Annotated in this window: 20 protein-coding genes; 9 read left to right on the top strand and 11 right to left on the bottom strand. The window is 35.3% G+C overall.

Features of this window, described 5'->3' with window-relative positions:
* Positions 1–2 precede the first annotated feature (2 nt).
* Entirely contained in the window at positions 3–566 is a 564-nt protein-coding gene (locus H5J24_RS03035; protein ID WP_068944446.1) for a TetR/AcrR family transcriptional regulator, read from the bottom strand.
* 149 nt (positions 567–715) lie between these two features.
* Between H5J24_RS03035 and H5J24_RS03030 the strand changes: the two genes are divergently transcribed.
* The 3 genes from H5J24_RS03030 (at position 716) to H5J24_RS03020 (ending at position 2,508) form a co-directional block, all read left to right on the top strand.
* Positions 716–1,384: a hypothetical protein gene (locus H5J24_RS03030; RefSeq protein WP_068944447.1), complete on the top strand. Its 669-nt coding sequence runs from the start codon at positions 716–718 to the stop codon at positions 1,382–1,384.
* A 10-nt stretch (positions 1,385–1,394) separates the two neighbouring features.
* On the top strand, positions 1,395–1,772 hold the full coding sequence (locus H5J24_RS03025; RefSeq protein WP_068944448.1) for a VOC family protein: 378 nt from the start codon (positions 1,395–1,397) through the stop codon (positions 1,770–1,772).
* Between the two features lie 382 nt (positions 1,773–2,154).
* Positions 2,155–2,508 (top strand): hypothetical protein, encoded by a 354-nt coding sequence (locus H5J24_RS03020; protein WP_232816014.1) that lies wholly within the window; start codon positions 2,155–2,157, stop codon positions 2,506–2,508.
* Positions 2,509–2,787: 279 nt separating this feature from the next.
* Here H5J24_RS03020 and H5J24_RS03015 read toward each other — a convergent pair whose 3' ends face one another.
* Both H5J24_RS03015 and H5J24_RS03010 read right to left on the bottom strand, forming a co-directional pair.
* Complete coding sequence (locus H5J24_RS03015; RefSeq protein WP_068944450.1) at positions 2,788–3,807, bottom strand: NAD-dependent epimerase/dehydratase family protein; 1,020 nt, start codon at positions 3,805–3,807, stop codon at positions 2,788–2,790.
* A 59-nt stretch (positions 3,808–3,866) separates the two neighbouring features.
* Complete coding sequence (locus tag H5J24_RS03010) at positions 3,867–4,442, bottom strand: Crp/Fnr family transcriptional regulator (RefSeq protein ID WP_068944451.1); 576 nt, start codon at positions 4,440–4,442, stop codon at positions 3,867–3,869.
* Positions 4,443–4,570: 128 nt separating this feature from the next.
* Here H5J24_RS03010 and H5J24_RS03005 point away from each other — a divergent pair, with 128 nt between their 5' ends.
* Positions 4,571–6,943, top strand: coding sequence for an outer membrane beta-barrel family protein (locus tag H5J24_RS03005; RefSeq protein WP_068944452.1), 2,373 nt, complete (start codon positions 4,571–4,573; stop codon positions 6,941–6,943).
* A 741-nt stretch (positions 6,944–7,684) separates the two neighbouring features.
* On the opposite strand, the gene H5J24_RS25465 is transcribed toward H5J24_RS03005, so the two are convergent.
* The gene (locus H5J24_RS25465; protein WP_262495897.1) at positions 7,685–7,819 is read right to left on the bottom strand and encodes a hypothetical protein; all 135 of its coding nucleotides are present in this window, start codon (positions 7,817–7,819) and stop codon (positions 7,685–7,687) included.
* A 101-nt stretch (positions 7,820–7,920) separates the two neighbouring features.
* Between H5J24_RS25465 and H5J24_RS03000 the strand changes: the two genes are divergently transcribed.
* The 5 genes from H5J24_RS03000 to H5J24_RS02980 all read left to right on the top strand — a co-directional run bounded on the left by H5J24_RS03000 (position 7,921) and on the right by H5J24_RS02980 (position 11,829).
* Positions 7,921–8,541, top strand: coding sequence for a TetR/AcrR family transcriptional regulator (locus H5J24_RS03000; RefSeq protein ID WP_068944454.1), 621 nt, complete (start codon positions 7,921–7,923; stop codon positions 8,539–8,541).
* The gene (locus tag H5J24_RS02995) at positions 8,519–9,010 is read left to right on the top strand and encodes a GNAT family N-acetyltransferase (RefSeq protein ID WP_068944455.1); all 492 of its coding nucleotides are present in this window, start codon (positions 8,519–8,521) and stop codon (positions 9,008–9,010) included. The genes H5J24_RS03000 and H5J24_RS02995 overlap by 23 nt, the downstream gene beginning before the upstream one ends.
* A 391-nt stretch (positions 9,011–9,401) precedes the next feature.
* Positions 9,402–10,601 carry a tyrosine--tRNA ligase gene (tyrS, locus tag H5J24_RS02990; RefSeq protein WP_068944456.1) on the top strand — a complete coding sequence of 400 codons (1,200 nt, stop codon included), beginning with the start codon at positions 9,402–9,404 and terminating at the stop codon, positions 10,599–10,601.
* 139 nt (positions 10,602–10,740) lie between these two features.
* Positions 10,741–11,289 (top strand): hypothetical protein, encoded by a 549-nt coding sequence (locus H5J24_RS02985; RefSeq protein ID WP_068944457.1) that lies wholly within the window; start codon positions 10,741–10,743, stop codon positions 11,287–11,289.
* Between the two features lie 99 nt (positions 11,290–11,388).
* Positions 11,389–11,829: a GNAT family N-acetyltransferase gene (locus tag H5J24_RS02980; RefSeq protein ID WP_068944458.1), complete on the top strand. Its 441-nt coding sequence runs from the start codon at positions 11,389–11,391 to the stop codon at positions 11,827–11,829.
* A 409-nt stretch (positions 11,830–12,238) separates the two neighbouring features.
* On the opposite strand, the gene H5J24_RS25840 is transcribed toward H5J24_RS02980, so the two are convergent.
* The 7 genes from H5J24_RS25840 to H5J24_RS02950 form a co-directional block, all read right to left on the bottom strand.
* A complete protein-coding gene (locus H5J24_RS25840; RefSeq protein WP_346729949.1) occupies positions 12,239–12,694 on the bottom strand; it encodes a hypothetical protein in 456 nt (151 codons plus the stop codon).
* A 107-nt stretch (positions 12,695–12,801) separates the two neighbouring features.
* Positions 12,802–13,749 carry a protein kinase domain-containing protein gene (locus H5J24_RS25835; RefSeq protein WP_346729948.1) on the bottom strand — a complete coding sequence of 316 codons (948 nt, stop codon included), beginning with the start codon at positions 13,747–13,749 and terminating at the stop codon, positions 12,802–12,804.
* 6 nt (positions 13,750–13,755) lie between these two features.
* Complete coding sequence (locus H5J24_RS02970; protein WP_068944460.1) at positions 13,756–15,024, bottom strand: PP2C family serine/threonine-protein phosphatase; 1,269 nt, start codon at positions 15,022–15,024, stop codon at positions 13,756–13,758.
* Positions 15,025–15,035: 11 nt separating this feature from the next.
* Positions 15,036–16,079 carry a TerY-C metal binding domain-containing protein gene (locus tag H5J24_RS02965; protein WP_068944461.1) on the bottom strand — a complete coding sequence of 348 codons (1,044 nt, stop codon included), beginning with the start codon at positions 16,077–16,079 and terminating at the stop codon, positions 15,036–15,038.
* A gap of 110 nt (positions 16,080–16,189) precedes the next feature.
* Positions 16,190–16,735, bottom strand: a complete 546-nt coding sequence (locus H5J24_RS02960) for a vWA domain-containing protein (RefSeq protein WP_346729947.1) — start codon at positions 16,733–16,735, stop codon at positions 16,190–16,192.
* 82 nt (positions 16,736–16,817) lie between these two features.
* Positions 16,818–17,492: a TerD family protein gene (locus H5J24_RS02955; protein WP_068944463.1), complete on the bottom strand. Its 675-nt coding sequence runs from the start codon at positions 17,490–17,492 to the stop codon at positions 16,818–16,820.
* A gap of 32 nt (positions 17,493–17,524) precedes the next feature.
* Positions 17,525–18,100 carry a TerD family protein gene (locus H5J24_RS02950; protein WP_068944464.1) on the bottom strand — a complete coding sequence of 192 codons (576 nt, stop codon included), beginning with the start codon at positions 18,098–18,100 and terminating at the stop codon, positions 17,525–17,527.
* Between the last annotated feature and the right edge of the window lie 83 nt (positions 18,101–18,183).

The following is an 18,183-nucleotide window of genomic DNA, read 5'->3' as shown; positions in this document are numbered from 1 at the left end:
AATTAGGGTAATAAACCCTGAATCATTTTTTGTATCTGATCAAAAGAATCATTATTTCCGGTAATGGTAGATGTTACCACGGCTCCTTCTATCAACAAAAATATATTTTCAGTGATTATATTGGAGTCAGGCAATTGATGTTCTTCATTGTATTCTTTTATAATATTATTGATCATCATCTTTTGCTTTTCCTTATGATTTTTTGCAAAGGCAGATACTGCTGGATTTCCGTCACCGGTTTCGGAAACAATTTTGATGAAAGGACATCCTGCAAATTTGGATGACTTTTGCAGCCTTTTACGATAATCAATAATGGCAGAAATTTTTTCTTTCGGATCAGGAATATGACCAATACTTTTTTCAAGACCTTCAAACCAATCCAGTTCCTCTTTGATTAAATAAGCCTGAAGCAGATCATTTTTGGATGCAAAATGATTATACAACGAACCGATAGCGATATCAGCCTCAGCAATAATCTGATTAATTCCTGTAGAATTAAATCCTTGCTTATAAAATAAGTCTGAAGCCACTCTGATGATTCTCTCACGTACTTTTTCCTTTTTCATTCTGAAAAATTTTCACAAAGCTACATAAAAAATAGAGAAGTCACTCTATTTTTTTATTACGGAAAAATTCTATCTAGTTCTTTAAAATTCTTTCCGTGAAATTCTTTTAATTATTAAAATAATACGATCTTTAAACTAAAAGACCAACCATGTTCAAGTTTTTCAGGAAGAATAAAAAAAATAAGGCCAGTCTCCATTCTGTAACCATTCCCAACCAGGGATGGGAAAAAGTCTCTGAAGATCATGATGCTATCAGATGGATAAATCCACAACAATCTGCCCTGATTGTTCTGCACTATTTTGACAAAGAGCCTGACCTCCCCACAGCCAAAGACCTCGATTATCTGAAAAAGTTTTACAGAAATATTGCGGACTCCTCCAACGGCGGAATTATTGAAACAGATATTATCCACATTCATGATATCCCTTGTGTAAAAACCATTATTAAGTTTCCTCAACAGGAAACCGGAATGATTTATATCGCCTCCATCACTATTCCTTTTGAAAATTGCAGCTATGTCGTAAAAATTCAGGCTAACGAGATTGGCATTACAGGAATGAGAGATGCAGTTATTCTCAACAAGATGATTGAAGCCGGAGAAGTAAAAATAGATGGCGAAACTATGACCCATTGGTTTGAAGATCCTTATGATCCCGATTGTAAGCAAGGAACACTTATGAATAAATCTGAGCTTGAGAAATATGATCATGAATTTCCTGAACATCCGCTTTCCATCACCAGATCTCTAATCCGATCAATAACTGAAACAATTATTTTCAAAAAAGAAATAAAGGAACTTCCACCATTTAAAAGATAAAACCACGCCCATGAATTCATCCAACCCTGTTGTTTATTTTGAAATCCCTGTTAATGATCTGAAACGTGCAGAAGAATTTTATGCAGCTGTATTCAATTTCAGTTTTGAAAAGGAAATTATTGATCAATATGAAATGGCCCTCTTCCCTTTTGAGGAAAAAAACAGTGGAATTACCGGAGCTTTGGCTAAAGGTGATGTTTATAAACCAACAAAAGACGGGGTTATCATTTATTTTAAAACAGAAAGTATTGATGCTACGTTGGAAAAAGTTCTTCAGCATGCAGGAAAAGTTCTTTATCCCAAAAGAACTGATGAAAAATATGGTTTTGCAGTGGCAGAATTTGAAGACTCGGAAGGAAATAGGATTGCACTACACCAAACGATCTGAGAGTATTGAAGATGGAGGCTGGGAAATGGAAGTTATGAAGTACATACAAGCAAAATTTTCCACTATTGAAACATTGAGTGATACTAAACGAATTATTATGTAAGTATTTTACAAAATAATTTATTACTTCTGTGTTAAATATGAACTACATAGGCACATAGGATTATTAGCGGTGTAATTGTTTTCGGTTTAAAATAATTTTTGAAACGCTTTTGGCATCAAAAAGATTTATGTTTTAATATGGTTTACAACTTCCAGCCTCCATCTTCCTGCTTCCATCCTCAAAACGCATTCCATTCATCGCATAACATTTTTCAATCTATGTTTCAGCATATTTTGTATCTTTAATTACCATTTCAATAAAAATATTTGGTAATTCGTTATGACAGAAGAACTTTATTTCATCAAAACCAACCCAAATATTGCCAAGATCAATTTGTATAATAAGCTTTGCCGTGAGGAAGAAAATTTTCTGAGCTTCCTTCAGCCTGATGGAAAAAGAAGTCTTGAAATTATCAAGGATAAAGTAAAAGATTCTGTAGAAGAGCTTACCCGGGAAGAGCTTCTCAATATATTTTCATGGTTCAGTAAGGCTTATCCTTCAGATCATGAAGAAATAAGAACGCAATTGTTCATCAATGGTATTGATCTTTTTACGAAATTCAATCGCCGGTACATACTGAATACTTTCTTAAAATTCTTTCAGACTATGAGAAGCTGTCCCAGGAAAATCTGAATTATATTGTCAATGCCCAAAACTTTAACCAATTTCTGATCTATGGAATTTTTCTTACGGAAATAATCAACAGAGAAAAGGGCAAAGAAAATATTCTTTCCGATTATCTGAAACCAGATTACCGGTCTTTATACTCCTTGGCTGAGAATCATTCAGAATCAAAAAATTGGGATGAGAAAAACAGTACAGATCTTCAGCGCTACTTCAATGATCTTTATGACCTAACTAAATTTTATAAGGGTTCTATTATTCAATTATAATTCAATAAAAAAGGGAATTTTATACCTCTTTCCAAAGTTCAGGATGCTGCAATAAATAATCAAATGCTTCCTGTACAGTCTTTTCCGGGCTTTTGGGATTAAAACCCAGTTCATTTCTGGCTTTCGAAATATCAAAATCCTGTTGTAATCCGGAGAACATTGAGATATCTTTTCTAGTCAATACAGGAGCTTTTCTGCTCAGTTTTGCAGAGAATTCCATCAAACCAGCAATAGTAAACAAAATTCTTTTGGGAACAGACTTGGGGATTTTCAATTTAAGATCAGAGTATAGCTTATTTGCCAGAATTGTTGTATCTGTAATTGTCATGCATTTCTCATTAGCCAGAATATAACGTTCTCCGGGACGTCCTTTTTGCGCGGCCAGATAACAGCCTTCTGCAACATCTTTCACATCTACCCAATTCAGGGTAATCTTTGTATCTACAGGAATCTTTTTGTTCAGGATAAGCTTCAGTATACCATAGGAAACATTCAAAGGTAAAAAGGCTTCACTGCCAATCATCGCAGATGGCATAATGGAAACAAGCTCTACTCCGAGCTTTGCAGCAAGTTCAAAAGCTAATTTTTCCCCATCATTTTTGGAATTATAATACATATCTCTTCGATCCGGATTGTACCCATTGCTTTCCTTTGTGGGCAGTTGAGTATAATCAAGAGCAGCAATAGAACTTACATAAACGATTCTTTTAACTCCAGCTTCAGCAGCGGCTTCAATGGTATTTCGGGTTCCTTTGATATTGACATCATATATTTCTTTCTTTGGATCTTTAGCCCACAGCTTAAAAGAAGCTCCCACCGCATAAAATGTTTCTACTCCCTGAAGTGCTTTTACAAAAGATGCTTTATCCGTAATGTCAGCCTGTACCAATTCACAATTCAGGCCGGCAAAAGGTTTTGTATTGTGGATATTCCGAACTGTTGCCCGTACCGGAATACCTTGCTTCAGTAAAAATCTGACTAAATTATTTCCTAAATGTCCATTAGCACCAGAAACGAGGCTTAGATTATTCTTTGTCATTGCATTAATTTTAATACAGCAAATTTCATCCTCTTGCTCTCGGAACCACTTGACTTTTGTTAGTTAATTATTTTTCTTCTGATCCGGCTCAGACTTTCCGGTTTCATTCCGAGAAATGATGCGATATATTGAATAGGAACATGCTGAATAATTTCAGGATAATTTTTTAAAAGCTTAAGATACCGCTGCTCTGCGCTGAGGGCAGACAATTCTCTGGAACGGTTTTCATTATAAGCTATGGAGTGTTGAAATACTGAAATACTGAAGTCTTTCATCGCCTTACTCTCGTTGACCAAATCATCAAGATTTGTCTTTGTAATTCTTAGAAGTTCACATGCTGTAATACATTCCACACTATGATCCGAGACTGTTCCACTGACAAAATGAGAATAAGAAGTAAAAAATCCTGGTGGGCAGTTAATATGTGTCGTCACTTCACTTCCATCCTCATCCATATAAAACAATCTGAGATACCCTGAAACGATGTAATATAGGTAATTGGGAACCTTTCCTGCTTCTTCTATCACTGTATTTTTAACAAAAGATACAGGTTCAAAATATTGTTGAACCCTTTCAATATCTTTTGGGGTAAAATTATGATTGGAACCGATGTATTGTAATAGCTTGCCGTGCATCAAAGTCAAATTTATATACTTACAAAAATACCAAAAGAATAGTGCCGTATTTTATTAATAAGAAAACATTTTTCACAAGCCAATGTAATATTCTCTGCAAAATAATTGTCTTGTATAAAAAGCTAAATATGAACCGGAAAATTATTCTTCTTTTAAGTCTTACAGTTTCTTCATTCATTTTTGCACAAAGTGTAGAGGGAACCATTACAGACAAAGAAAATAAACCTGTAGCAGAAACAGAGGTGCTTATCACAAAAAATGACATTAAATTTTCTGCTATTACAGATGACAAAGGATTATTCAAAATTCCTTTGAAAGAAGATGGAAATTACATACTTGAGATTATAAAAGATGGCGTAAAAACCAACAATGAGAAAATTGAAGTAAAAGGAAATATCAGAAAGGATATTCAGATCAAGGATGAGCCGGTAGTACAGAAAGTAGAAGGCGTAACCATTACCGCAAAGAAAAAATTATTCGAGAGAAAAGTAGACCGTCTGGTCTTCAATGTGGAGAATTCTGTAGCATCACAGGGCATTGATGCTATAGAAGCTCTTGCTAAAACACCCATGGTAAAAACCAGTGATGAAGCGATAAGTATTGCCGGAAAAAGCAATGTAGCTGTTATGATTAATGACAGATTACTGAACCTGAACGGACAGGAACTTATCAATTATCTGAAGACAATCCGTTCTGATGATATTCTTAAGATTGAGGTCATCACTACCCCACCGGCAAAATATGACGCAGAAGGGAAAAGTGGACTGATTAATATTATTCTTAAGAAAAATGCCAATCTGGGATGGAATGGATCTATTCAGACTTCAGGAAATTATTTTTGGGGAAAGCCTACCGTTTCCTCAAGAGGAGGTGCCACCTTCAATTACCAGGGAGAAAAACTTTCATTAAGTACCAATTTATCTGCTGGGGATAATTACTGGCAGTATAATACTTATAATAATATGTCCGGTATTTCAAATAATAATTACTGGAACAAAGATGGAGACAATCTTAACAATTATAAATACCAAAGTGGAAATATAAAAGCTGAATATAAGATTAATGATAAAAACCTTATCGGCATCAATTATAATTATTCACACAGCAATCCTAAGGAAATAGGAGTAAGTAAATCGGTCCGTTTCAATGGAAAGGAACTCATTAATATTTCTTCTGATTTCAATAACAGAAACAGTCGGGATGTTCACAATGCTACAGCATTTTATGAAACTAAAATCGATAGTGCCGGAGGTAAGCTGAATATAACAGCTAATTTGATGCTTAACAATTCCAATGCGAGAAATTTCTCCAACACCTATACTCCACAAGAGATCTATACAATGGCTAACCCAATCAGTAAATACAGAATTTACTCGGGACAGGCTGATCTGGAAAAAACATTTGGTAAAATAAAAACAGAATCCGGGCTGAAGTATACGAAAATCAAAAACGATTCTGAATTTAATTTCTTTGACATTATCAACGGACAAAACCAGCTTAACGCAGGCAAAACCAACACATTCCTTTATAATGAAGAAAACTATGCCGCTTATTTTTCAACCAATTTTAAGATCAATGATCAATGGGATGCAAAGGCTGGGCTTCGTTATGAATACACCACGCTGGAAGGTATTTCTATGAATGATCATATTTCCACAAAGATCAAATATGGTAAACTCTTTCCTACTGCTTACATAAGCTATAAGCCTAACGAAAACAATTCATTTTCATTAAGTTATTCCCGAAGAATTTCACGCCCTTATTTTGGAAATCTGAATCCATTTAAGTATTTCACCTCCAACTTTGAATACACCACCGGAAATCCTTATCTACTGCCATCATTTTCGGATAATTTTGAATTCGGGTATGTTTTGAATAACAACCTCAACATTACACTTTATCACAGCTACAACAAAGACAGCTGGGACAGAATTCAGATGATTGATGAAAATTACAGATACACCATCGCGAAGAATTTCTATAATGAAAATCAGACCGGAGTCAATATCAGTTATAACTACAACAAACTGAAATGGCTGGAATCTACTATTTTTCTGAATGGATATTATACCAAAGCAAAATCTTATGATCCGTCTATTCTTCCTGTTCCTCCGGGATACAGTGCCAATGTAAACATAGATAACAGTTTCTTCCTTAATAAAGATAAAACAGTGACTTTCTTACTGGGATTATGGGGAAGCCTTCCGAACAGAGATGGAAATACCTATTATTACACCAATGCCTCATTATACACAGGACTCAAATTAGCATTCATGGATAAAAAGCTTTTAGTCAATCTGTATTTGAATGATGTGCTGAATACCAACCGTGAAAAAGGAATAGAATATTATCCGGATTATAATATTGATTACCAATACAAAGGAATTACCAGAAACGTTCATCTTTCCCTAACCTATAAATTCGGAAACAATAATGTAAAAGGAGCTACAAAACAGGTGAAATTTGAAGACTCCAACAGGGCAAACAGCGGCAACAATTAAAACCTCACCCTTTCTTTAGCATAAAGAACAAAAAACAGGATAAAAACAATAACCCCGGCCGGCAGCCTTTTTTATAATAAGGTTCTGCCGGTCTTTTTTATGATGATTAAAAATGATTTTCCCCTTTTACATTTTTTGAAGTATGTTCCTATTTTTCTTTGACGCAAAGGTTTTATCTTCTTATCACATACTTTTAGGCAGCAAAGAATGGAATCAACTTTGTTGATTCGATAAAGCGAGTGTATCCATCTGCTTCATCAAAATCGATTGCAAATCGATTACATTCTTAGCTCACTTAAAAATAAAGCATATTTTAAATAAAACTTTGCGTCAAATTCTAGGTAATCTCAAGCTTTTAATATTACCTCAATTTACTCCGACTTTCTTTTTAAAACGGAAAATGATCTTATATAAAAAGAGCAATACAGCATTCCTCCAAGAAAATAAGCTACTACATCAAAAATATCTCCTGTAAATAATAGGGACAGCTTCGGACAAAGGACTTCAAATAAAAAGACAGATATAAAATTGAAGTGAGTACAAACTTAAAATCAGGCTTCCAGTGAAATCCAAGTAGAGAATTCATGATATATTCTATGAGGTAACAATACATCGGAACGGTAATAAGATCTGTAAAATGGTTATTGATAACAGGAATAAAAATACCATTCTTTCTCAGTTGAACAATGATCAGCCACACCGCTAATCCCAGCAAAAACCAATATGAAATCCTTTTTTTCATCACATGTGCAGCACTGCCATAATAAATCCAATAATGACCTGCAGCACTTTTGCCATTATATCCTGGATGTCGGTTTCATTTTTCTTTTCACCGCTTCCAGCAGCCTCATAATCAAACTTTTGTTTTCCTTCCATTGTCATAAGATTTGATATTGTAAATATACTTAAATTAGAACAATTGTTCTAATTTTAAAAATATGATTTATTCCCTGCCTGATAATTCATATCTTTGAAAGATGAGCACAAAGGAAAAAATTCTGGCTAAGGCTCTGGAACTCTTTAATGACCAGGGATACAACAATATCACAACAAGACATATTGCAGCTGAACTTTCTATCAGTCCGGGAAACCTTCATTACCATTTCAAGCATTCTGAAGATATAATCAAGATTCTTTTTTCTGAACTTACCCTTAAAATGGATGAGCTGCTAAACAAGATGAAGGAGAAAGAGGATAAAACACTAAATGATCTTTACAGGTTCACTTCTTCCACTTGCGAGATATTTTACGATTACAGGTTCATCTTCATGAATCTTGTCGATATATTGAAAAAAATACCTGAAGTTGAATCTCAGTATGAAGGCATTAACTTCAGCCGAAGAGAAGAATTTCAACTTATTTTCTCAGATCTTCAAAGGAATAATGTTTTCAAAAAAGATGTTCCTGATTTTATCATTAATAATCTTACTGAACAAATTTTCATTATTGCTGACAATTGGATTACCCATAACCGGCTGATTTCAAAGCTTAAGAAAAAAGCAGCAATTCAGTCGTATACGCTTTTACTGATGAACCTCTTCTATCCTTTCCTGAATAAAGATCAACAAAAACTCTATGAACAGCAATACATCCGATAAACCGGCCATTATCATCAGAAAAGGAGACCCAAGCGATCTTCCGGAGATGTTACAGCTTTTCCAGGACACTATAATAACTATTTGCCAGGAAGATTATAATATCGATCAGCTTAATGCGTGGAGATCTGGTACAGAGAATCAGGAAAGATGGAACAATGTCATCAAACAACAATTTATTTTAATTGCTGAAATAAAAAATAAAACAGTAGGTTTTTGTACCCTTGATAAAGGAAATTATATCGATCTGCTCTTTGTTCATAAAGATTATCAACATCTGGGAATTGCCACTCAACTGTATAAGCTTATTGAAAAAGAAGCGTTGCATCAAAATCAAAAATTTTTAACTGCAGATGTTAGCAAAACAGCAAAACCCTTTTTTGAAAGGATGAATTTTAAACTTATTCAGGAACAAACTGTGAACGTAAAAGGAGTAGATCTCATCAATTATAAGATGGAAAAAGCCTTATAACATGATAAAAAACATATAAACTCATTTTAACAGATTGTGGCATAGAATTAGCTTAGAAAATGACAAGTAAAATTGTTTTGAACCATTATTTTAGACCATTAAGATACGTAAATGGTTAAGTTTTTTCTAAAAAAACAAATCTTGTTATAACCACTACATTACATCTTAATGGTTTAAATATTGGAAGTTCAGGGAAATCCTGTTATATTTACAATATCAATGAAACACTTAAACAGCATATTGCGTCTTCCATTCTTCAGTGAATATTACGCTCCGAGCTATCGTTCGGGAAGACTTTCTATATCTGTATTCTAAATTAAAATCTAAACTTAAAATATATAGAGCCCGGACAGTATTGTCCGGGCTTTTTTCATTTAAAAAACTTTACAACATGATTGATACATTACAAGAAAATGTTTCTATTATCCTGCCGGAAAACGGATTGGAGGAGAAATTAAGACAAGCAAAAGAAGAAAACAGAACCCTATCCATTAAACTAGGTTTTGATCCCACTGCTCCGGATTTACATCTTGGACATGCTGTTGTCCTGAAAAAGCTGAAACAGTTTCAGGATCTTGGCCATCAGATTATTATTGTGGTAGGAAGCTTTACAGCGAGAATTGGTGATCCCACCGGAAAAAATAAAGCCAGAAAGCCTTTAAGTGCTGAAGACGTTCAGCATAATGCACAGACTTATATCGACCAGCTATCTAAAATCATTAATGTTGAAAAAACAAAGATTGTTTTCAATTCTGACTGGCTTGATGTACTGAATTTTTCAGAAGTTATCCAGCTGTTATCAAAAGTAACCGTTGCACAACTGATGCACAGAAATGATTTTAACAAAAGGTTTACTGAAAATACCCCTATTGCCATGCATGAGCTGGTATACCCTATTCTGCAAGGCTTTGATTCTGTAAAAATTGAATGTGATATTGAAATGGGCGGAACTGATCAGCTGTTCAACTGTACTATGGGAAGACAATTGCAGGAAGTTCACCAGATGCCTGCCCAAATCGTGATGTGCATGCCTTTATTGAAAGGACTTGATGGAAAAGAAAAGATGAGCAAATCTTTAAACAATATCATTGGACTGACTGATGAACCAAATGAAATGTTTGGAAAAACCATGTCTATTCCGGATACATTAATCGAAGAATTTATTGATCTGACCACTGATTTTTCAGTCGACGAAAAAAGCAGTTTAAAATCAAAAATGAGCAATGGAGAAAACCCGATGAACATCAAAAAACTGGTTGCCAAAAATATTATCAGTCAATATCATAATGATAAAGCAGCTGAAAATGCTGAGCTGTTCTTCAATAACCAGTTTCAGAATAAGAATTTTGATGAAAAAAGCTTTGAACCTGTTTCTATCAATATGCTGAATCATCACCAACTGAAAATAACTGTTCTTGAACTTTGTCACCAGCTAAAAAATGACCTCAGCAAATCTGCAGTCCGAAGATTGATTCAAAGTGGCGGAGTTCAAATCAATATGATAAAAATGATGGAACCGGATACAAAAATTGAACTTGTAAAAGAAACTAAGATAAAGATCGGCAGAAGAAACTTTTTTGAGCTGGTCTAAAAATAAAAGATTAAATGCCGGAAGTATCAGTAACGATTTATCAAAAAGATGAGCTCATATCGTTTCCGGCAATTCTCTTTTCTATTTTTATTTCCAAATCCAATTAAATCAATATCTTCGCCTCCAGAAACAAAAAGCAATGACGCAGGCTGAAATCCTTACCCTTATTGATGAAGAACTATCCACAGATCATATAAAAACTGAACTCAGCCAGCAAAAGATGGTCTGGATGGATCATTCAGGTACGGAAAATTCAGTATCTCCACATCAGACCGCCATCAATAATGAGGGGATTATTGCATGGTGGCAATGCAATGAGACAGGAAAAGAAGAGGTTCACATCCGGCTGAAGGAAAAGAAAATTATTACCTGGAAACCACCTATCAATACATTGGGGCAACCAACATTTCGGGATGGTCTCTTATACTTCTATGAAAATTATCTGATCATTAAATATAAAGATACTCATTATCAGAGAATTTTTATTTTTAATATTAAAACATTGCAAGATGAAGAAATCCTTATCAATGCCCTCACCATTCAGGTAAAAATGATAGGAAACGAGCTATTTTTAGGAGGCCTTTACCTAGATGAAGAATTTATAAAAATCACAATGTATCCGGATCGTCTTGAAAAAGAAAATATTGATGAAGCCTATCTTCAGCAAAGAAATATTACATTTGATTAAACTTTAAATTAAGTTCAGAAATTATTGTTAAAGATAGATGCTTATTAATTTTGCTAGTCAATAGGAAAAGTATGGCCTGAAATTCGAATTCAAAAAACTATGAAAACTCCACTTACTTATCAACAAGCCACAGAAAAAGATATTGATTATCTCCTTGATCTAAGGACGAAGACCATGGTTCCACATTATGCAGAATCCAATCTTCCTACAGACCGGGAAACAACTCTTGGCAGAATTCTGGATCAGTTTGATAAAGCTTATATTATTTTTTTGAACAATCAACCTATCGGGCTTTTAAAAATAAACAGGGAAGATACCAATATAGATGTCTTACAGCTTCAGATCGACCCCAGCCAGCAAGGCAAAGGATTAGGAAAAATGATATTGACTGATATTCTGGAAGAAGCTTCTGCAAAAGGAAAAACAGCTTCTTTAAGTGTTTTAAAAACCAATAAGGCACAAAAGCTTTACCTAAGCCTGGGATTCAAAACGATAAGTGAAGATGAACATTCTTTCTTCATGGAATTCTCTCCGATTTAAGAACAAAAGATAATCTCTCGCTGATTAGGCAGATTGAGCGGATATTTTGATCATATGAATGATAATCGTCAATAAGAAAATCAAAGATTTTCAAAACTTTGGTGTACCTCCATGCGTAAAGCTATTAACTTAAAAAACTTTTGTGACTTTTGTGGCTAATCTTATTTGTTAGATTTTATTTCCCACAGATTGCACAGATTTTCACAGATCATTACGTATAAAATTTAACTCTCGTTGATGAGGTGGGTTGAACAGATCATTGTGTATCAATCTGCGTTATCTGAAAAATCTGCGAGAGTATAAAAAATATAAATTTGGGCTAAAGCTTCTATTGAATTTAAATATCTCTATCCTATTTTTTACTGCTATACATCCAGATTCACTTTTCCAGCTTCCAGCCTATCTCTATCTACTGATTCGCCATTGTTACATAGATCAATCTTCCACCTTCTTCTGAGGACAACAGTATTTTTTTCCCATCCGTCAGTTCAACCATAGATCCAGGTGGAATTTCCTGCTGTTCTGTAATATCTTTCATATCTGCCAGACTTTGATTCACCAATACCCATTTTCCCTGATGGAAAGTAAAATATCCTACAGGCATTTTATCCTGCATCGTCAGATTTTCATTTCGGATCACCTTTCTCGATACATGCCATTTGAATAAATATTGATTATGATATACCATTAGCCTATGATTTTCAGGTTTCCAGACCTCATCATCAAATCTGAAGTACAAATCCAGCACTGGAAGCATTCCTTGGTGTGGAGTTCCGCAGAAAGGGCATTTCGGATTGCTTGTATTATCAAAAACATACCATTTTTCAGTACATTCGGAGTTCTGACAAGGCTGTATCAGGTCCACAGTTTTCAGCAAAGCAGTTTCCCATTCGTTGGCAGTAGGTCGTCTGATTGGATCATGCAGTCCGTCTATAAATGTTTTCCTAAATAAATCAGCAATATAGGGACCTGTTACAGTATAAGGAATCTTTTAGGGTCACCCCAGAAAGTATCCCATTTTCTCAGATGATCAGCTCTTACATTATTGGAAGGATCATTGGGATGTTCTACAAACAGAGCTTTTTCACCCATGGATATCACTTCATCCTTTTCAGAATCCAGATCCCAGATCTTTCCACCACGAAGTGGGTGTCTTCTCAACAGATACATGTAAATCAAAACGGCAAGGGCATGTAAATCAGTTTTCTGATTAGGCAGATGCCTTGCTGGATCCTGAAGTCCCAAATGTTGGGTCTTTAAAACTTCAGGAGCAATAAAATCTGCAGTTCCAATAACTTCAGGTGGAAATAATTTAGGAACAACAAGTCCATCAATATCAATAATACAGGCCGATTTGGTTACCGGATCTACCAGAATATTATTATAAGATAAGTCTGAATGCGCTAGTCCCATTTGATGGAGTTTCTTTACCCCACGGCTGATATTAATCGCAATCTGAAAATAGCTCAGCCAATCCCCGAGCTCAGATCTGTCAAGCCTTAGCGGATATTGCGGATTTCTGAACATAGGTGCGGTGAACCATTTTCCCACTTTATCTTCATTCTGAATATTATCTGAACCTACATATCCTTTAGCAAAGAAGAATTTTTGATTGTAAACAGGAACAATAATACCTGTTAACCTATCTCTTTCTACAATATCATAAGGCCATCTGAATATTTCATTCAGAAAGTATTCTGCTGCATTTCCATTTCGGATATTTTGAAGGTAGGTAGAAACAATTCTCATAATCCTTTCTTTCTGTCCTTCATCCAGCGGATTTCTGTAAAAAGCAACCACATACGTTCTGTCCGGTGAAAAGTAAACATCTTTTACGCCTCCCTGGATTGGCTTTTCATCTACATATTCATAGGATTTGGATGCATCCAGGACAGAAACAACCTTTATAGTATTTTTCATGTTTAATTAATAAATTATGGCCAGTGTACGATCGTCATGGTTTCCACGGCTCCAGAAATCAGTCCAAAGGAGAAGTTGTTGAGCAATTTCTGCATCATTCATAAAATCTACTTTCGTAAGATCATCATTATCTCCATTAAGATCGTTAAAAAATATTTTCCAGCTTTCTGTATCTTCCAATTTATTTTCGGTAAGAAATTTAGGATCATAAATTCCATCCGTCATGAGCACCAGATATGAAAAATCTTTCATACATGTTATTCTGAAACGGGAAACAATATGATCGTTGAAAATTTCCTTCATGGTCATAAAGCGAGTTCCTCCACTGAACTCTCCCACATCCATTGTATTCAGTAATTCTACTTTGGAAAAATCAGTATTGATCAGATTGATTGGGCAGTCTCCTACTCCGAAACTCAGGATCACATATCCAAAGCTGAACTTTTTAACCAAAGCAAAAATAAGTGTGGCATGCAGATCATTAATGGAAAGATCATTCTCTAGCGCCGTTTTATCGAGTTCATGATGAACATGTAAAACACCTTCATATAAAAGTCTTATTACATTTTCTTTGGCTTCATCCCGTTCTTTCTTTGAGACTTCTGCAGTATAAAAGATATTGATGTTATTTTCAATCTCAGTTAAAACTTCAGGAACGCTAAAAAACTCATTAACAGAAATTGTAGCTAATCTTGAACCTTCCCTTGCCATGACAGCAGAACCGGCACCATCAGAAACTGAGATAATATTCCAATCTGCCGGAAGTTCATTCACTGCAAAATCATCTTCTCTGAATTTCCCTTCATGGGCATGAGAACGGCCTCTTTTGGAAGCTGCAACAATTTTTTTATCCAAAAAAGTTCCCTGAAATGAAACCTCATCTTCTTTATAAAAGTCATCATTTCGATCACTTGGAATATTTTTCCACAAATCTTTAGGATCAATATTGATTAATAACGAAACTCTTTTAACATCTGTATGCTCTTTATCTTCTGTGTGAAAAAATTCTATATCCAGATGATACATACTATGGGCTTTCGGAATCCCAAAAATCCTGTCATTTTCAAACGTTAGTCCGGTTTCTTCAAGGTTTCCAATATTTTTAATCCTGATGTTAGGAAAATCAGCCATCTCAAAAGTGAATTCATAGAACTTCCCTGAATGGGCATGTTGTAATACCCAGTGAACTTCTTTAAACTCTTCTTTTTCTTTATGAATAGTTCCTTTTTCCATAGGCTTTCTCCCGATTCCAAAATAAAATGAAGGTATTTTCATAGGCAAAGTAATTAACCTAATGTTCTGTTGATATCAAATCCACCGCCGGAATACCCGTAATAATCGGATGTTCCACACCAGGGACATTTATTGTATCCTTCCCCTTGCAGACAATGGATTCCGCCACAAGCACAGGTGGCCAAAGCAATAGGATTTGCACAATGTGGGCAAGAAGTTCCACCCTGAAGTTCTTCTATTGAAATTTTAAGATTGCTTCTTTGGGCAGAAGACAACCTGTAATAAGCTTTCTCATCAATTTTATAAGCGCCTTCCAGTTTATAATATCTTGTAGACATCCCCGGAATACTGGATTCTCCGAATGTCTTCTTAAACTTCATCAGATAGAGTTTATCCGTCTCTGAACATTTACCATTCAAAACAACAAAGTTATTATCCGGAAAACGCTGTTCCATCTGCGGATCTACCTTTTCCAGAATAACAGAATCTATTTTAGATAAATTAATTCCTTCTTTCTTCGCTTCTGTTACACTTTGACTGGTTGTTTTAATAGAATCTGTTACCCATTTGAAGAATTCTTTATAGGAATTTTCATCCGTATTATTAAACAGTAAAACATTATCTGCCAGTGAACCCAACAGCTTATAATTGGTATTCTCTCCTATAGATACTGCAATGGTATTAGATTTTCCGTTATACTTGCTGTTCCATCTTTCAATCGCTTTGGCAGCATCATCAGTAGGAACCCCGTCTGTAAACAAAAATACGATAGGCTTCCAATCTCCTTTTCTATCATAGGTTGTTTTTACAATATCCTGATCTATACAGTCCATTATTTTAATCAATCCTTGAGACAGTGATGTACCACTGCCAATCGGAATTTTTGGAGGATAAAAACTTATGATATCCTGAAGTGGTGTAATCACTTCAGCTTCTCCTGCAAAACCTACCACAGAAATATACACCGTTTCCAATGAATACGGATCTTTCTTAAGTTCCCTGACAATGTTGGAAATTCCTTCCTGCACCTGCTCAATCGGGTCTCCTACCATAGATTCGGAGACATCAATTAAAAAATAAATCGGTAGTCTTCTCATAACTGTAAAGACAATTTTTTAAATAATAATATTTAGCTCCGATGGTGGCGGAGGTAATGTTACGTGATCTGTTGTATTCTGTGAATGCCCTCCTTGTGTAATAGAAGTACTCACCCATTTGAAAAAGATGAAAGAGTGATCGCATCTGTAGTATCCAGCTTTACCACATGATCCGTGAGTTCTTTCAAAGACTGTTCATCAGCTTTAGGTCCTGCCGCACAGCCTACAATGGCTCCAAACTCAAGACCTCTAAGAATTGGAATCATCTGTCTGTATTTCTGAATATCGGAAGGTTTTCCATCAGTAAATATAAAGAGTAAAGGCTGCCAGTCACCTTTTTCATCAGCAGATCCTTTTACAAGATCTTTCTGAACAAGATCAGATACCATTTCCAGTGCAGCCCCGGTATGAGTTGGTCCACTATCCGGACATGTAATTTCAATGGGATAAAAATTGGAAAGAGCTGTTAAAGGAATAATATTCTTAACTTCTCTATCAAAGGTAATAACACTTAAATGAAGGCTTTCCATCGCCTGCGGATCTGCACGAAGCATACTGATAAGCCCGTTAAAGCCGTTGTTCAGTGCCTGGATAGGTTCCCCGTTCATAGAGCCGGAAGTATCCAGTAAAAAATAGGCTAATAATCTTCTGTTCATAAGGGTGGTTATTAGGTCTGAAGCCGGCGGAGGAAGTCGAAGACTTCCCAGCCGGCTTTTATGTTGAATAGAAATATAAAGTCTAGTTTGAATATGAATACTGCTGTCTCAGAATATCAATAAAGTTATCCGTATTATGAGGCTCTCCTACTGCACGAAACTTCCAGTCACCATTATGACGGTAAGCCTCTGCAAAAACCATTGCACACATTCCGTTCATGCTAGAATCTCCGGAAAGACTGTATTTTGTAATTTCTTTACCTGTAGCATCTACTGCACGGATAAACGCATTTTCAATCATTCCAAAATGCTGATTATTGGTTCTCCCCTGATAGATGGTAACCAAAAAAACAATTTTCTGGTAGCTTTGATCCAGCTGATCCAATTTTACAATGATCTGCTCATCATCACCATCTCCGGCTCCCGTTCTGTTATCTCCCGTTAACCATACATTTCCGCTTGGATGCTGCATAGAATTAAAGAAAACCACATCTCCCTGATACAGCCCCACCTGTCTTCCGTCATTGGTCTGAACCGTTCTTCCAAGATTAGCCACCTTTCCGCTGCCATCCAAAAGAAACGCTACTGCATCAAGATCATATTCAGCTTCTTTATTAAAAAGTTTCCCGAAGAAACCACCTTGTTTTCTTACATCCCATCCTAAACCGATTGTTACTTTTGAAAGATCATAAACACTTTCTCCACGGTCATTTTTTCTTAAATCAATCGTTTGACCTTTCTGTAAATTAATTGCCATAGCTATCGTTTTGTGTATTAGTGTATTATTATTTATTTGATGATTTGTCCTTTATAATATTTTTCAAGGAAGAAACCAAGGTCTGCTCTGTATCCTATTCCTGAAGCTTCAAACTTCCAGCTTCCGTTTCTTTTGTATAATCTTCCGAACTCAACTCCGGTTTCAATGGAAAAATCTTCATCCAGCTCATATTTTGCAATTTCCTGGTTGGTACCATTATCTACCACCCTGATATATGAATTTCTAACCTGTCCAAAGTTCTGTTTTCTTCTTTCAAAGTCTTCAATAGTGACCACAAAAAGAATTTCTTCAACTCTTGAATCTACTTTATCAAGATCTATAATGATCGCTTCATCATCAGCTCCATCACTGTTTTTTCCGCTCGGATCATCTCCGGTATGAGTAAGGGCTCCATCCGGTGAATTCAGATTATTATAAAAAACAAAATATTCCTCGCTTACTAATTTTCTATCAGAATCGATCATGATTGCTGAAGCATCAAGATCGAAGTCGTAGCCTGTCCCTTCATTAGGATCCCAACCAAGTCCTATCGTCATTTTTGTCAGTCCGATCTCGATTTTTTGTCCTTTCTGTAGATTAATTGCCATAGTATTTTATGTTATGAATTATTTTTGCATTAAGATAGATTTGATTTACGAATTAACCAAATTTATTTACTAAAAATAATGGG

This window comes from Chryseobacterium capnotolerans, assembly GCF_021278965.1.
GTDB classification, from domain to species: Bacteria; Bacteroidota; Bacteroidia; order Flavobacteriales; family Weeksellaceae; genus Chryseobacterium; species Chryseobacterium capnotolerans.
The sequence above is the reverse complement of the archived record's forward strand: the minus strand, read 5'-3'. Positions and strand labels throughout refer to the sequence as shown.

Bases quoted from the DNA above. Each gene is read 5' to 3' on its own strand.
- H5J24_RS03035 (WP_068944446.1), bottom strand. From the start codon at position 566: ATGAAAAAGGAAAAAGTACGTGAGAGAATCATCAGAGTGGCTTCAGAC.
- H5J24_RS03030 (WP_068944447.1), top strand. From the start codon at position 716: ATGTTCAAGTTTTTCAGGAAGAATAAAAAAAATAAGGCCAGTCTCCAT.
- H5J24_RS03025 (WP_068944448.1), top strand. From the start codon at position 1,395: ATGAATTCATCCAACCCTGTTGTTTATTTTGAAATCCCTGTTAATGAT.
- H5J24_RS03020 (WP_232816014.1), top strand. From the start codon at position 2,155: ATGACAGAAGAACTTTATTTCATCAAAACCAACCCAAATATTGCCAAG.
- H5J24_RS03015 (WP_068944450.1), bottom strand. From the start codon at position 3,807: ATGACAAAGAATAATCTAAGCCTCGTTTCTGGTGCTAATGGACATTTA.
- H5J24_RS03010 (WP_068944451.1), bottom strand. From the start codon at position 4,442: ATGCACGGCAAGCTATTACAATACATCGGTTCCAATCATAATTTTACC.
- H5J24_RS03005 (WP_068944452.1), top strand. From the start codon at position 4,571: ATGAACCGGAAAATTATTCTTCTTTTAAGTCTTACAGTTTCTTCATTC.
- H5J24_RS25465 (WP_262495897.1), bottom strand. From the start codon at position 7,819: ATGGAAGGAAAACAAAAGTTTGATTATGAGGCTGCTGGAAGCGGTGAA.
- H5J24_RS03000 (WP_068944454.1), top strand. From the start codon at position 7,921: ATGAGCACAAAGGAAAAAATTCTGGCTAAGGCTCTGGAACTCTTTAAT.
- H5J24_RS02995 (WP_068944455.1), top strand. From the start codon at position 8,519: ATGAACAGCAATACATCCGATAAACCGGCCATTATCATCAGAAAAGGA.
- tyrS (WP_068944456.1), top strand. From the start codon at position 9,402: ATGATTGATACATTACAAGAAAATGTTTCTATTATCCTGCCGGAAAAC.
- H5J24_RS02985 (WP_068944457.1), top strand. From the start codon at position 10,741: ATGACGCAGGCTGAAATCCTTACCCTTATTGATGAAGAACTATCCACA.
- H5J24_RS02980 (WP_068944458.1), top strand. From the start codon at position 11,389: ATGAAAACTCCACTTACTTATCAACAAGCCACAGAAAAAGATATTGAT.
- H5J24_RS25835 (WP_346729948.1), bottom strand. From the start codon at position 13,749: ATGAAAAATACTATAAAGGTTGTTTCTGTCCTGGATGCATCCAAATCC.
- H5J24_RS02970 (WP_068944460.1), bottom strand. From the start codon at position 15,024: ATGAAAATACCTTCATTTTATTTTGGAATCGGGAGAAAGCCTATGGAA.
- H5J24_RS02965 (WP_068944461.1), bottom strand. From the start codon at position 16,079: ATGAGAAGACTACCGATTTATTTTTTAATTGATGTCTCCGAATCTATG.
- H5J24_RS02960 (WP_346729947.1), bottom strand. From the start codon at position 16,735: ATGAACAGAAGATTATTAGCCTATTTTTTACTGGATACTTCCGGCTCT.
- H5J24_RS02955 (WP_068944463.1), bottom strand. From the start codon at position 17,492: ATGGCAATTAATTTACAGAAAGGTCAAACGATTGATTTAAGAAAAAAT.
- H5J24_RS02950 (WP_068944464.1), bottom strand. From the start codon at position 18,100: ATGGCAATTAATCTACAGAAAGGACAAAAAATCGAGATCGGACTGACA.